The organism is Sporocytophaga sp. (genome assembly GCF_017745095.1).
Taxonomy (GTDB): Bacteria; Bacteroidota; Bacteroidia; order Cytophagales; family Cytophagaceae; genus Sporocytophaga.
This window is the reverse complement of sequence record NZ_JAGHZZ010000009.1, coordinates 38,313-52,290: the sequence shown is the minus strand read 5'-3', so window position 1 is coordinate 52,290 and position 13,978 is coordinate 38,313. Positions and strand designations below refer to the sequence as shown.

At 36.4% G+C, this 13,978-nt stretch carries 16 protein-coding genes; 6 read left to right on the top strand and 10 right to left on the bottom strand.

Features of this window, described 5'->3' with window-relative positions; genetic code table 11:
* From J7604_RS15065 to J7604_RS15050, 4 genes are read right to left on the bottom strand one after another with little or no spacing between them, the layout of a single operon-like run.
* Complete coding sequence (locus tag J7604_RS15065; RefSeq protein ID WP_293897165.1) at positions 1-1,215, bottom strand: DUF4350 domain-containing protein; 1,215 nt, start codon at positions 1,213-1,215, stop codon at positions 1-3.
* The gene (locus tag J7604_RS15060; RefSeq protein ID WP_293897164.1) at positions 1,212-1,934 is read right to left on the bottom strand and encodes a hypothetical protein; all 723 of its coding nucleotides are present in this window, start codon (positions 1,932-1,934) and stop codon (positions 1,212-1,214) included. The genes J7604_RS15065 and J7604_RS15060 overlap by 4 nt, the downstream gene beginning before the upstream one ends.
* Positions 1,918-2,874: a hypothetical protein gene (locus tag J7604_RS15055; protein WP_293897163.1), complete on the bottom strand. Its 957-nt coding sequence runs from the start codon at positions 2,872-2,874 to the stop codon at positions 1,918-1,920. The genes J7604_RS15060 and J7604_RS15055 overlap by 17 nt, the downstream gene beginning before the upstream one ends.
* The gene (locus J7604_RS15050; protein WP_293897162.1) at positions 2,858-3,829 is read right to left on the bottom strand and encodes a stage II sporulation protein M; all 972 of its coding nucleotides are present in this window, start codon (positions 3,827-3,829) and stop codon (positions 2,858-2,860) included. The genes J7604_RS15055 and J7604_RS15050 overlap by 17 nt, the downstream gene beginning before the upstream one ends.
* A gap of 44 nt (positions 3,830-3,873) precedes the next feature.
* On the opposite strand from J7604_RS15050, the gene J7604_RS15045 reads away from it, so the two are divergent.
* From J7604_RS15045 to J7604_RS15025, 5 genes are read left to right on the top strand one after another with little or no spacing between them, the layout of a single operon-like run.
* Positions 3,874-4,587 (top strand): RDD family protein, encoded by a 714-nt coding sequence (locus J7604_RS15045; protein WP_293897161.1) that lies wholly within the window; start codon positions 3,874-3,876, stop codon positions 4,585-4,587.
* Entirely contained in the window at positions 4,584-4,829 is a 246-nt protein-coding gene (locus tag J7604_RS15040; protein ID WP_293897160.1) for a cytochrome b5 domain-containing protein, read from the top strand. Before J7604_RS15045 ends, J7604_RS15040 begins: the two co-directional genes overlap by 4 nt.
* Positions 4,830-4,867: 38 nt before the next feature.
* Positions 4,868-5,731, top strand: coding sequence for a BadF/BadG/BcrA/BcrD ATPase family protein (locus J7604_RS15035; protein ID WP_293897159.1), 864 nt, complete (start codon positions 4,868-4,870; stop codon positions 5,729-5,731).
* Positions 5,718-6,527, top strand: coding sequence for an N-acetylmuramic acid 6-phosphate etherase (murQ, locus tag J7604_RS15030; RefSeq protein WP_293897158.1), 810 nt, complete (start codon positions 5,718-5,720; stop codon positions 6,525-6,527). The genes J7604_RS15035 and murQ overlap by 14 nt, the downstream gene beginning before the upstream one ends.
* Positions 6,520-7,086 carry a hypothetical protein gene (locus J7604_RS15025; RefSeq protein WP_293897157.1) on the top strand — a complete coding sequence of 189 codons (567 nt, stop codon included), beginning with the start codon at positions 6,520-6,522 and terminating at the stop codon, positions 7,084-7,086. The genes murQ and J7604_RS15025 overlap by 8 nt, the downstream gene beginning before the upstream one ends.
* A 65-nt stretch (positions 7,087-7,151) precedes the next feature.
* On the opposite strand, the gene J7604_RS15020 is transcribed toward J7604_RS15025, so the two are convergent.
* The 5 genes from J7604_RS15020 to J7604_RS15000 all read right to left on the bottom strand — a co-directional run bounded on the left by J7604_RS15020 (position 7,152) and on the right by J7604_RS15000 (position 12,150).
* Entirely contained in the window at positions 7,152-9,257 is a 2,106-nt protein-coding gene (locus tag J7604_RS15020) for a peptidylprolyl isomerase (RefSeq protein WP_293897156.1), read from the bottom strand.
* Between the two features lie 89 nt (positions 9,258-9,346).
* Positions 9,347-9,565 (bottom strand): hypothetical protein, encoded by a 219-nt coding sequence (locus J7604_RS15015; RefSeq protein WP_293897155.1) that lies wholly within the window; start codon positions 9,563-9,565, stop codon positions 9,347-9,349.
* Positions 9,566-9,572: 7 nt separating this feature from the next.
* Positions 9,573-10,103 (bottom strand): LPS export ABC transporter periplasmic protein LptC, encoded by a 531-nt coding sequence (lptC, locus tag J7604_RS15010; protein WP_293897154.1) that lies wholly within the window; start codon positions 10,101-10,103, stop codon positions 9,573-9,575.
* Positions 10,104-10,109: 6 nt separating this feature from the next.
* Entirely contained in the window at positions 10,110-11,444 is a 1,335-nt protein-coding gene (locus J7604_RS15005) for a hypothetical protein (protein WP_293897153.1), read from the bottom strand.
* Positions 11,428-12,150, bottom strand: a complete 723-nt coding sequence (locus tag J7604_RS15000) for a type III pantothenate kinase (RefSeq protein ID WP_293897152.1) — start codon at positions 12,148-12,150, stop codon at positions 11,428-11,430. The genes J7604_RS15005 and J7604_RS15000 overlap by 17 nt, the downstream gene beginning before the upstream one ends.
* A 68-nt stretch (positions 12,151-12,218) precedes the next feature.
* Between J7604_RS15000 and J7604_RS14995 the strand changes: the two genes are divergently transcribed.
* On the top strand, positions 12,219-13,301 hold the full coding sequence (locus tag J7604_RS14995) for an anhydro-N-acetylmuramic acid kinase (RefSeq protein ID WP_293897151.1): 1,083 nt from the start codon (positions 12,219-12,221) through the stop codon (positions 13,299-13,301).
* Between the two features lie 5 nt (positions 13,302-13,306).
* Here J7604_RS14995 and plsY read toward each other — a convergent pair whose 3' ends face one another.
* The gene (plsY, locus tag J7604_RS14990) at positions 13,307-13,948 is read right to left on the bottom strand and encodes a glycerol-3-phosphate 1-O-acyltransferase PlsY (protein ID WP_293897150.1); all 642 of its coding nucleotides are present in this window, start codon (positions 13,946-13,948) and stop codon (positions 13,307-13,309) included.
* Positions 13,949-13,978 lie beyond the last annotated feature (30 nt).

Here is a 13,978-nt window from a genome sequence, read left to right as displayed (position 1 = left end):
TTATCTGCAATTTTTAAAAAAGTCTTCTAACAGGTTATTTAATTTAATCAAATCATCTCCATTAAGAGAGGATCTACTCTTTATCGTTTCTATGTATTTTAGCAAGTGATTGACCCTTGCCTCTTCTAATCCAGACTTGGCCGCAAGTCTGTCCTTAAAGGCAGTATCAGAAGCATGTATGTAATAATGATTTTTTACATAATCGAAAAAATACACAATCTTTTTATCAGCTATATTTTTGTGATTCCCTTTTGAAAAATAAAGATTGCTAACTGTTTTTATAAACTCAAGTGAGTTATTTGTCACAGGCTCAATAATTGGAATAATACGTTGCTTTCTCTTTCCTTCAAACATAACAAAAAGAAAGGCACCCAGCATTGTAAGATAAAGGCTATAACGCAGTGCATTATTTTCAAGCACAAATCTCAAAGGATTTGTTGACACCACTACTTCACCATGATAGTAAACATCCCACAATATTTTTCTATTCGGCTGAAGAAAATTAAAGCTTTTTTCAATAAACCTCTTTCCTGATTGCTGAGTAAAATAATAGTTGGTATATGCTAGAGGGATTGTTGAGAGAAACAGCCTCCCTTTTCCAATGCGCTTATGTATCATAATCGGCTCTCCTTTAGCAGTAGCAGCCAACACTTTATTATCAGGATGTTTCTCTAAGCTATCAAATATGGCAACAAGATGATTATTTTCAAACATGTAGTTGTTATGCTTCTCCCAATAGGGAGTCACAAAGCTCAGTTGAATAGTATCCGAAGCTTTTTTGTATAAAGAATCACTATTTAAATTAAGATCTTTGAAAAATTTTGCACCTGTATAAAAACCTAATGAATCCTCTGCCTCTTTTGAAAAATAAGAAGCGGCTATAAATACATCATTCCCTTTGTTAAGAATGGATTTTATTGCCACAATATCTTCATTTGAAGGATTAAATTCATCTCCAATGATGATGTAGTTATAGGTTGAATCAGCATAATCCTTTTCTATTTCAAAGATTGTCTTTCTGGCAGTAGTTATCTTTGAATTTTTAAAGTACCCAGGCAATAACTTAAACAAACCATAAGCCCCAAAAGGACCTTTCTTTTCAACAGAATAAGTATGTGACCAATCAATAGGTTCAGGTTGGTTATACTCCACAACGATCAGTAGAGCAAATAGCGACAGTAAAGCCAATCCATATTTCACTTCTTTTTTCTTCATCTTGCGACCCTCCTGTCAAAACTCCTGAAATCCTCTCTCAGCTTCTCAAATAAATGCTTATCGGGAATATATTCTCCATACCAGATTCTCTCGAATGCCGATGCATTCTCTTTAAATGTTTCAGAATATTCCTTTTTCTTTAATTCTCTTGAATAATCCCGGTTTGTTTTATCTGGAGCCCATTGTATCAGCTGAAGGCTATTCAGATTGCTCAAATTTGAAAGGAATAAATATCTGACAGCTAATCTGTAATCCTCATCTTTAATTGCCTTTGCTATAGCTTCATCAAGGTTTGAGCCTTGAATATCTTCTTCTGTAAATACAGGGTTTTGTTTTTCTGCTTCTTTACTTCTACAAAAAAGCCATCCTTTGTCTGCCTTAATAACTTTTATCAAAAACCATATAAAGATTGCAATAGCAATTGCATAGATGACATAATCTATCCACTTAGTATTACCCATCTTAAAATCCTTGCTAAACAAGCTTCTGAGAAAGGATCCAAAGATTTCTCCCAACCAGTCAAAAAAAGCATTTGCCTGAGGATGATAATTAAACTCTGGTTCTGATCTTAGTTCATTCCATTCCTGCACATCAAACTTCTGTTGATTCAGCTGCAAAGCAATGGTATCAGCCTGTGCAAAGCAATCAGAAAAGAAGAGTACCGGAATAGTGAATACCAATAAAACTGATGTTATATAAATCTTAATACTCTTCAACATTTTTAGATTCAGATGAAATGGATCCGAAAGAATCAATTCTCTCCAGCAAGCCTGTTGCGTCTTTCTCCTCTGCTAAGCTGAAATAATGAAAATTAATACCAATTAACAAAATTGATGAAACAAGGTAACTTCCGACAAGTAAAAGAGCAGAAGAAGCAGCTGTAGCAATCTTAATAAGAGGCGAAACTTCATTGCCATTGATTTGTGAGAACATCTCTATGCCAAGTGCTGCATACATTGGTACCGCGAATACGAAAGATGCACCTGAATAGATAAGAGTAAAAACAAAAATTAATCCGAATGTTCTCCACCACTTTCCAGCAATCAGGCTGAATGAACGCTTGAGTCCTGCAAAAAATCCTTTTTGCTCAAAAAGGCAAACGCTCATCAACAAAGACAAAGTTACGGCTATATAGAAAAATGGTGCTATTGACAGGACAATTGTGATAAAGCTCAGAAAAAACCCAAGGCTTCCTCCTGCAAAAAACAATTGAAACAACAGTCCTCCAATTATAGCAAAGGTTAAGCCCATAAGAAAAATTGAACCGAAAATCACTTTCAGAGCAAGAGGAAATCTCTTTTTCACACCTTTCCAAACTTCACCGACAGAGGTATCCATGTTATTTATATACAAATACATAAACTCATATATAGTAATAAAAAACACCAGAGAACCTGCGGTTAGAATGAGATACAATAATATAAACTGCAATCCCATGTTTTGAAACAATAGCAAATCCGGCACGCCACCACCCATAGCTGAACTCATGATAAATGAATAATAAAGTCCAAAGCCAATCCCTCCTAATAAGATAAAAGGGCCCGAGATAAACAAAATGGCCATCAGCAAGGGTTTTAGATTCGCTGTCAGGAATAAAAAAGTAATGCTTATAATATCACCCAAATCTCTTGACTGACGAAAATTAATTTTTTGTTGCATGGTTGTATCGGTTGTGAATTAATTTAGGATAGAAAACAAAGTAATAAATTATGAAGCCTGCGGAAACCAGGATAATTAATAGTTTTATGGCATTGTGCATTTCTGTATGTCTAGTAACAAAGCCTTCTAAAAAGCCAGCTACAATAAACAAAGGGACAAGTCCCAAACTTATCTTGGCACCTTCTCGAGCACCTCTCATCAGAGAAACTCCCCTTGAATATGTACCAGGAAATAACAATGAATTGCCAAGTACTAGTCCTGCTCCTCCTGCAATTACAATAGAAGAAATTTCTATTGTACCATGGATCCAAATAGTTAGTACGGAATGAAGTAACAAATCATACTTGTAAAAAAAAGTCTGAAATGCCCCGAGCATAACGCCATTGGTAAATAGAAAGTAAACTGTGCCTAAAGCATATGCCACACCGGCGGCAAAGGTCATGAATGCTACTCTGATATTATTAAAAGTAATGAAAAGAAACATATTTGTCTCACCCTCTCCTTTATACACAGCCATTGGGTCACCTCTTTCAATATTGCTGATCGTCATATTTACATAATTATCTCCGAGAATTATCCTAACAAAAGAATCATCGTAATATGCAGATATTACTCCCATTGCAATAGATATCGCGAAGATAATAAGAGAGGCAAGGAGTGCATTTCTATTTCTATAGATAGTTAATGGAAGTTCTGACTTCCAGAACGAGAAGAACCTTCCACTTTTTTCCTTTTTATTTTTATAAATATTTCCATGAACTCTTAATGTGAGGTCATTAAGATATATAGTAATTTTACTTGAAGGATAGTTAGTTTGTGCATACGATAGGTCATCAGTAAGTTCAATAAACAGTTCTGATAACTTATCAGGATCTCCTGTATATCTTTCTCCCAGCAGGATTTCAAATTTTTTCCACTTCTCCGAATTTTGCTTTATAAAAGCCGCTTCCCTCATAAAAAATAAGTATATTTCATAAAATTTATAAATTTTCTGCTGAGATGCAAACCCTTAAGATTCAAACCCCACAAAATGTAGTTATAGAATACGAAATTGCCTCAATTTGGGATAGAATTGTCGCAAATTTCAGGGATTATCTTATTATCATTTCATACATTATACTTTTAGCAATTATTGTAGGCTATATTGGAGGTAATAACCCGCTCGTATACTTCCTTTTTGCAATTCCGCCTTTTTTATATCAGCTATTGTTTGAAACATTTATGAATGGCCAATCGCCTGGGATGAAAAGCAGAGGTTTAAAAGTCGTCAGAATTGATGGTAAAGAATGTAATTTTTTGAATTACTTTCTAAGATGGGTACTCAGGCCCATTGATTTGTTCTTCTATGGTGGCGTTGCCATGCTTACTATAGCAGCAACTCGGAAGGGACAAAGGCTTGGGGATCTTCTGGCAGGCACAACTGTAATTCGACTAAAAAAACAATACAGTCTGGATAACACGCTTTTTGTGAACCCGGAAAATAACTATGTTCCGGTATTTACCGGTGTTGACAGGTTAAATGATCGAGATATGGAAATTATCAAAGAGGCAATAAAGGTCTATGAAGCTTCTGGTAACATGATTCCAGCAGGCGAACTTTCAAAAAAGATAAAAACTGCACTCGATATTCAAACACAAATGGACCCTATCGTGTTATTGAAAACCGTTCTAAAGGATTACTATAACACCACCTCTGCTTTTAAGTCTTTATGAATTTGTCTGATTACCCGACTTTTACAAGATCACAGCTTGCCTTGCGAAACGGAGTAGATAAAGAAGAGATCTGGTGCGCCTATAATGGTTTTATTTATGAATTGAATAAATCAAGATTATGGAGAGGCGGTAAGCATTATGAACATTGGGCGGGACAGGATTTAACGGAAGAAATGAAAGACGCTCCTCATAATGAGAATGTTTTTGATAAATTTAAAATTGTAGGTATATTGAAGCCTTGATAATTTGTAATATTTCCCAATAAATAAAAAATTAAACGATGATAGTAATTGCAGACAGCGGTTCAACCAAAACAAACTGGGTTATTGTCGACAAAGACAATAACAGGTCTACAGCAAAAACTGTTGGATTCAACCCGTATTATCAAAGCACTGAAGATATTTATCAGACGCTGATAAACGACTTGATACCTCAGTTAGGTTCCAAAAAAATTGAGAAAATATTCTTTTACGGTGCAGGATGCGAAGCTTTGGAACAAAGAGAGCAGGTAGCAATTGCCATCCGTAAAGCTTTTCCTGGAACTGAAGTAATGGTTGATCATGATCTTCTTGCTGCTGCAAAAGCTGCTCTTGGAGATACTCCTGGTATTGCCTGCATTTCCGGAACAGGTTCCAACACTTGTTCATATGATGGAAAAGATGTTACAAAAAACATTCACAGTCTTGGTTTATTCCTTGGTGATGAAGGTAGTGGCGGATACCTAGGCAGAATGGTTATCAGAGAATACATCAGAGAAGCAATGCCGGCACATATTTCAAAGAAGTTTGAGGAATTTACTCCAGACAGACAAGCTGACATGTTAGATAAAGTTTACACAAAACCTTTTCCTAACAGATATCTGGCTTCTTTCGCAAGATTTGTTGCAGAAAACCAAAAAGATCCATATTTATTTAATCTTGCCTACCACAACTTTGAGTTGATGTTTGACAGATCAATATTGAGATACGAAGGAGCTAAAACCCTTCCTGTTAATTTTGTTGGTTCTATTGCACACTATCTAAGTGATGTACTATACAAAGTAGCAGCTGATAAAGGCGTAACAATCGGAAATATCGTAGGTGATCCGATGGAATCTCTTACAGATTATCATTATAAAAAAGAATACGTGCATGCGCATCACTGAGACATCGTCAAGGTTTAACGACCTTGAAAAAATGTCTGTTGGTGAACTTCTTAGAAATATAAATCAGGAAGATATAACTGTTCCGATTGCCGTTGAAAAGGCAATCCCACAAATTGAAAAGCTTGTCTCCGCAATCGTTGAAAAAATGAAAGCCGGAGGCAGGCTTTTTTACATAGGAGCAGGTACCAGCGGAAGACTTGGCGTATTGGATGCTTCAGAGTGTCCTCCTTCTTTCGGAGTTCCGGAAGATTGGGTAATAGGACTTATTGCCGGAGGTGATATCGCTTTGCGCAAAGCAGTAGAGTTTGCTGAAGACGACGAACAGCAAGCATGGATTGACCTACAACTTTACAATGTTACTTCGAAAGATGTAGTAGTAGGTATAGCAGCATCCGGCACTACGCCTTATGTTGTGGAAGGTGTTAAAACCGCTCGCGGTAATAATTTGACAACTGGATGCATTACTTGCAATCCCGATTCGCCACTCGCTGAACAAGTTCACTTTCCTGTAGAAGTAATTACAGGACCAGAATTCGTTACCGGTAGCACAAGAATGAAAGCCGGGACTGCACAAAAGCTTGTCCTTAACATGATCAGTACATCCGTTATGATCCAGCTCGGGAGAGTTAAAGGAAACAAAATGGTAGACATGCAGCTTAGTAATGAAAAACTCATCGAAAGAGGAATTAAAATGATCGTGGATGAGTTAAAGATTGAAACCGAAAAAGCTGCACGTCTTCTGGAAGAACAAGGAAGCGTGAGAAAAGCTATAGACTGGTACAGGAAACATGCATGAGATAGAACCATTTTATAACTGGGAAAACTACTACAACCCTGCAGATGATGAACGATCTCCTTTCCATGGAGTAGAATACAATATGCAGGGATATACCAATAACATTTATGGATACTTCATTCATCCGCTATGGGATTACATAGGGTCCGATACACTTTATTTAAAAATCCTTTTTATCAATTATGAAAAAGGGATCGCAATACTTGAAATGTTCGGAGAATGGAATGACACCCTCCACAATGATATTATGCATTTTAAACGGAATGTCATTGATCATTTACTTGGAGAAGGAATAAATCAGTTTATTCTTTTGGGAGAAAACATTCTTAACTTTCACGGTTCGGATGATTGCTATTATGAAGAATGGTTTGAAGATGTAGAAGATGGATGGATTGCTGCTGTAAACTTCAGAGATTTTGTTCTTGATGAATGGAAAAAATTTCGCCTAGACTATTATATCAACTTTGGCGGCACTCTTGAAATCACTAACTGGAGGACAATGCCACCGCTACAGTTCTATGAAGCTGTAAAGAAAAATATCACTCTAAGGCTTTCATAAAAAGCATAAAAAAAACCTGAGAAAATTCTCAGGTTTTTTTTATGCTTTATTTTGACAACTAATTGTTAAAAGAATTTAACTCTATTATCAACGATATCGGAATTCTTTCTGATTGCCTCATCCACACTGTAATCAACTCTTCCTATTCTTTGATTGATCAGATCATTTTTATATTTAGAGTAATCAGCTATTTCAGGAGCAGGAGTCAAACTTACAAGCTCAAGATTGATTACACCATATTCACCTTTAAACGGACCTGTCTTCGCACCTTTTTGCAAGCCGAATAACTTTCCTACTGCTACTGGATCATAACCAATAGCTGCAATTGAATTAGAGGAAAGGGTTACATCAGGAGCAGCTCCAGAAGTAGCACCAGGACCAAATTCAGCTGCAATCTTCTCAAACGAACCAGAAAGTTTTGAAAGCTTTTCAGTAATAAGTCTTGCTTTCTCTTCATTTCTCACTTTGGCAGTAAGCTCATCTTTTACATCATTCACAGATGCGATACCTTCTTCTCTTTCTCCTGTTAAAATCGCAACTACATACTGATCATCCAATGAGAAAACAGAAGAAACTTCTTCTAGGTCTGCATCATTGAAAGCCCATCTTACAATTTGTCTCGCATTTGAAAGGTTGTTTACATATCTGTCAGATTTTCTGATATTAGTGGCTGTGAATTTTTGCAAGGTATCTGCTTTTACTCTTGCATTAAAGTCAGCAGTATCTTTAATAGAATTAGCAAATTCATCTGCTTTTCTGAAAGCGGCATCTTTTGTTGCTTCAGAAGCTACAATGTCCTTCTCAACAAGAGCTACAAGATATTTCTTATTGTTTTTAGGACCTGTTACTTTGATGATATGGTAACCGAACTCTGTCTCAGTTAACTTTGGAAGTAACCCCGCTGAAGAGGCCTGGAATACAGCATCACTAAAAGGCTTCACCATTTGACCCTGGCTAAACCAGCCCAGATCACCACCTCTTGAAGCAGTTCCGTCAGATCCGTACATTCTTGCCATTTGAGCAAAGTCAGCACCTGATTTAATCTGATTAAGGACATCGTTTGCTTTTTTCTTCAAAGAATCTTTTTCAGCAGCAGATTTATTTCTTGTGTCAAAAAGGATATGACTTGCCTTTGCGTAAGAAACAGAATCAGATTTTATATCATTAATCTTGTACAACTGAACTTTACCAGCTGTAATAAAAGGACCATAAATGCTATCAATAACAACATTGTTAGCAATGTTTTTCAACTCTTCAGGTAGTTCTCCGAAAGTTTTGAATGAAGGAGGAACAGGATTATCAGAATTTGTCTGAATAAATAAAGTGTCATTCTGAGAAGTTGCAAATTCCTTCTTAACTTCCGCTAGTTCTTGTTTAAACGCTGCGCTATCTTCGCTGCTTGGTTTAATGCTGAAAGTAACATAGTCAAATGATCTTCCTGCTTCAACTTTGAACTCATTCTTATGCTTGTTCAGATAATCAGACAACATATCGTCAGTAACTTTAACAAGGCTGTCCGCAACGGCATAAAAAGGAACATATAAATATTTAGCTTCAGCTTTAGTGTTCTGACTGTTATAATCTCTTTTTGCTTCTTCAGAGGTCACATAAACAGATTTTCTGAAAAGGTTAAGATATTTAGTTCTAAGTCTTTCTTCTTTAATGCCTCTTTCAATACTGTACCACAGTTGCTGATCACGAGGATCTCTTTCTTTAAATTTATTAAAGAATTCTTTTAGGAAAGCTTTATCAAACTGTTGTGTCTGAGGATTAGAAAATAACTGGATTACAGTAGGGTGAATATGCTCGCCTTGAACCATGTCATATAGCTCATCGTTAGTAACGGTAAGGCCCAGTTTTTCAAACTGCTTTGCATAAGCAATATCAAATATTTTTGCATTCCATGCCTGTTCAATAATAGAAGGTCTTTCACTTTCGCCAATACTTCTGCCTGTTCTCAGGACATAGTCAGCTTCTGTTTCGTCTACCTTTTTTTGGAAATCTTCAGCGGAAATACTTTTTCCGGCGATTTCTCCTACATTTTTGGATCTGTTACGGAAATAGGAATTTGGTCCGAAAACCTCGCCTCCCACCAAGAAAAGAACCAGACCTACGGCCACGATTCCTACAACAACCCCGGAATGCTGATTAATTTTGTTAAAAATTGCCATTGCTTAATTATAATTTCTTTTAAAGAACCGCAAAAATACTATTATTAATTTTCAAAATCAAAATCAATAAACCTCTGAAATAAAATTATTTATTTCTTAACCCTAACTTTCTTTGAAGACTCTTCCTTTTCTTTATACTCTTGCTTTCCAGGACTTTTCGACTTTACCCATTGAAAACACATCAGCATCATAAAACATAACATGAAAAGCCAGTAGCTTTCTTTGAACCCCACTGTCATTGCCTGGTGAATTCCTATAAGCAGGAACACAACGCCTAATGAAAATATTATTGTTCCCAGAAGTTTCATTTTCAATTTATTCGGTAACGTCAATAACTCCTGTAGGATGCAAAATTTTATAGGAAGTAAAATTCTGATTTGTTTTAAGACCTCTTCCCATCAGAATCTCTGTAGGTGTGGTGATTGTTACAAAAGTGTTTGTATCACAATAAACTTCATCCTTACCAGGGTCCCAGAATAATTCTTCACTATTCATTTTCTTCTGCTGTTCTATACTTTTAATTTCCACAGCTCCTTTAACATTGTAGAGATTCTTTTCCTTTTCCAACTTCCCTGAATTTCCTCTCAGCGTTGACGTTTTAACCCCTTTTTTATCGAAAAACTCAATAAATACTCCTTTTGGAAACAACTTATCTCCATTTTGCAATTCTAATTCTTTGGGTGCTTTTAATCTAACCCTTACGACAGAGGAATCTGAATAAATTGTTTCTATATCATTCACCTCCATTACCGGACCATCATAAGGCTTTAGCTGTTCATAGGTTTTAGCCTGCTGACAGGAAAAGAGAATTACTGTGGCTGTTAAAAATAAAAAGACTTTTCTCATTAAATATTATTCAATTCTTCTACGCTCAAACCATTTGTCAATGGTTTGGAAACTAAGATATACCTGGAAATACCTGTCACGAATAAGTCCATCATTGGTTGTGCCTCTCTGGCCAGCAACCAAAGCGACATTCAGCCTTGACAAAGGTTTGGACTTATATCTTGCATCTTTGCGGCCAACAGGTATTGAACCGCCAATTGAAACAGAAAAATCATTTAGTTGAGTTCCATTGAAAAAGAATGGTGTTTTCTGATATGCAAATCCTGCTCTTAATATAGGCATTTTCATCACTTCCTGACCCTTCAGTTTGTATTCACCCCCAAGAGCAATTTTATAGCCATTTTTAAAATTATCTATTCCTGCATCGAAATTTTTGTATTTACTATAGCTCAAATAGGTAAAATCGACACCAATACTCCAATCAACAGGCTTATCGATGCTAAAACCTACTGATAGTTTTGAGGGCAGCACCGCATTCATCTTAACATTACTAATAGTAGAATCTTCGCTCAAAGCATCTTTATCAGTTTTTATTTGCCTGACCTGTTCTCTTCTGGATGTTAAACCAGCAGAAAAATCATAGGTCGCGCCAAGGTTATAATAAATATGCTCCTCTTCTTCTTTGGTAGCCGCTTTCAAAACATTTCTGTATGCCAAACCTGGCTTAAAATTAAATCCCGAATAAGAAGTTCTCTGGTGAATTCCATATTTCTGATCCTGTACAGAAAGGTCAAGAGAAGTAAGCTGAGTGAAATAATCCTCATTTGTTGAGCCAAAAACATAGGATGCTGTTAAGCCGGCGGAGAAATTTTTCGTTAAATCCACACCATTGGCAAAGTTAAGTGTATAAACTCCACCTGTACCAATATTGGATGTACTTACAGCTATTCCGCTTGTGTCAAATCCAACGTTATTGTAATAATCGTAACTCATATTGCTGTATGGGTTAAGGCTAATACTTGTTGTCCAACGGTTAGAAATAGGAAAAGCAATATTTAGATATTGAAAATTGACAGACTTACTCTGTTGCTTTAGTGTACCGTCACTTATTGACCTTCCCACCCCATACAATGCGCCTTCAAACATGGTATATTTAAATGTTGTATCCAGATTCAGCCGTCTATTTGTTGTAAGCAGGGCAGGGTTCAGGAAGTTGATATACTCAAGGTTCGGAGATGCGACCCCGACACCTGCCATTCCAATATTCCTGATGCTACCGGTGGGATAAAGATCTCCTAAACCAAAGCGTGAATAAGGTGAATTTTCCGTTAACTGAGCTGTTGCCTGAAAAGCTGTTAAAGAAATCAGGAGTGCTAGTAAAATCCTATAAAAATCTCTCATTATATTCCAAAATGCTATTTAGCCCAATTAAAACCAAATCGGGAACCACAAAGATGGCTTCTTTTAATCTTCTTTCAAAAAATCTTGCATCACCACCACACATTATTACATTCAATTCCTGATCATTTTTTTTAAACTCCCCAATCATACCTTGAATTTCCGCAGTGGCTCCATTTAAAACTCCGCTTAGAATGGATCCTTTTGAACTTTTTCCGATAAAAGAAATATTTTCTTCTTTTTCTACTAAGGGTAAGCCTGCTGTAAACGTATTTAGTGCCTTAAATCGTATGGAAATCCCAGGAGAAATTGCTCCTCCATAATAATTTTTTTCTTTATCAATAAAATCATAGGTAATACAGGTTCCCGCATCTATGACCAGGTTGGCTTTCCCTGGATAAAGTTGATAAGCTCCTGCAATACCCGCAATTCTATCAGGCCCAAGAGTTTGAGGTGTTTCGTAATTATTATTAAAAGGGAATTGAAGGCCTGAACTTAACAAAAGAGGGTTTACCTTAAATAAAATTTTCTCTTTAATAATGTCTTGATCCTTCCTTACACTGCTTATAATTGCTCTTTTTATATCAAATCCGGAAATTATTCTTGTCAGTTGGTTATAATCATTTGTAGTAAAAACTTTCTCAAGAATACCATTTTCGAATAATCCGAGTTTTATTAATGTATTGCCAGAATCTATGACCAGGTTCATAAATTCAAAAATAATAATAAAATTTGCGAAGCTGTTTCATTTTATCCCATTTGTTTGAAGATTGAATCATGAAAAACACCTATATAGTTGCAGGGCTTATGTCCGGAACATCTCTTGACGGACTGGATATCGCGGTTTGTAAGTTTGAACTTAGGGAGAATAAATGGAGCTACGAAATACTGGAAGCTACAACTTTCGAATATGACGAAGCGCGCAGAAACAGTTTGAAAAATGTGATGAAAGGCTCTGCTGAAAGTCTTGCCAAGCTGGATTTTGACTTTGGATATTTTCAGGGAAATGCGGTAAAAAACTTTCTTGATAAACTAAATATTCCTGTAGATTTTATTTCCACCCATGGTCATACCATCTTTCATCAGCCAGAAAATAGATTTACTACTCAGATTGGAAATGGCGCTGCAGTTGCGGCAGCAAGCAATCTTCCTGTAGTCTGCGATTTCAGATCACTGGATGTAGCGCTCAGGGGACAAGGAGCACCTTTAGTTCCTATTGGAGATAAATTATTATTTAAGGAATTTGACTTTTGCCTGAATCTTGGTGGCATTGCAAATATTTCCTACGATGACAATTCTGGCAAAAGAATCGCCTTTGATATCTGCCCTGCAAATATGGTTTTAAATTTACTGGCAGCACATAAGGGGCATCTATTTGATCATGGAGGAGCTTTGGCTAAGGCTGGCGTCACTAATAAAAAATTACTGGAGGCGCTTTCTCACATTAATTACTATTCTCAACCAATTCCAAAATCCCTTGGTAAAGAACATGTTGACAATCTATTTATTCCTCTGATAGAAAATACAAAAGACAGCATTGAAAATTTACTGAATACTTTTTGCCATCACATTGCAGAAAAAGTAACTGACATTATTAAAAAGAATGAAATTTCAGATAATAGCAAAGTTCTGATTACTGGAGGTGGAGCATTTAATGAATTCCTTGTGGGCCTTTTCCAGGAAAAGTCCGGTAATGGAATCGAATTCATTGTTCCGGAAGCTAAAATAGTCTCATTTAAAGAGGCATTAATATTTGCCTTTTTAGGAACGCTAAGATGGAGAAATGAGGTAAATAGTTTGAGCTCAGTAACAGGCTCTATGAAAGATAATTGCGGAGGGGCCATTTATTTGGCCCCGTAATAATTTTAGCGTCTTCTGATTCTGATTTTTGCTTTATTCTCCTCTCCATGAAGAAGACGGACAATATTTTTTTGGTGAGTGATAACCACCAAAGCAAAAATTGCGAAAGCAAATAGCACAACAATTGGCTGATTTGGACTAAACCTTGGAAGGCATAACAAAATAGGGAATGCCAATGCAGAGGTCATTGAACCAAGGGATACGTATTTAAATACCAGAAATACAACCAGAAAAACCAAAATACAAAGAAGAGCAGCTTCGGATTGTATAGATAATATCATTCCCAAAAGGGTCGCTACACCCTTTCCCCCCTTAAATCTTTCGTAAACAGGAAAAATATGTCCTGCTACCGCTGCCAATCCGAAAAATAGCTTGTATAAAACAAGATCCTGATGATCAATCAAATTATAATATGCAAGAAAGAATGCGCTGTTAGTCGCAGTCCATCCTTTTAATATATCCACCAGCATAACTATAATGCCAGCCCTTTTTCCCATTACCCTGAAGGTATTTGTCGCGCCGGCATTTCCGCTACCGAAATCCCTCACATCCAGACCAAAGAAAGCTTTACCATACCATATTGCTGTAGGAAGTGATCCTATCAGGTAGGCAAAAACAATTCCAATTGTTATAAATAATATGCTCATGTTTCTTACTTACGTGTAACCTTAACAAAA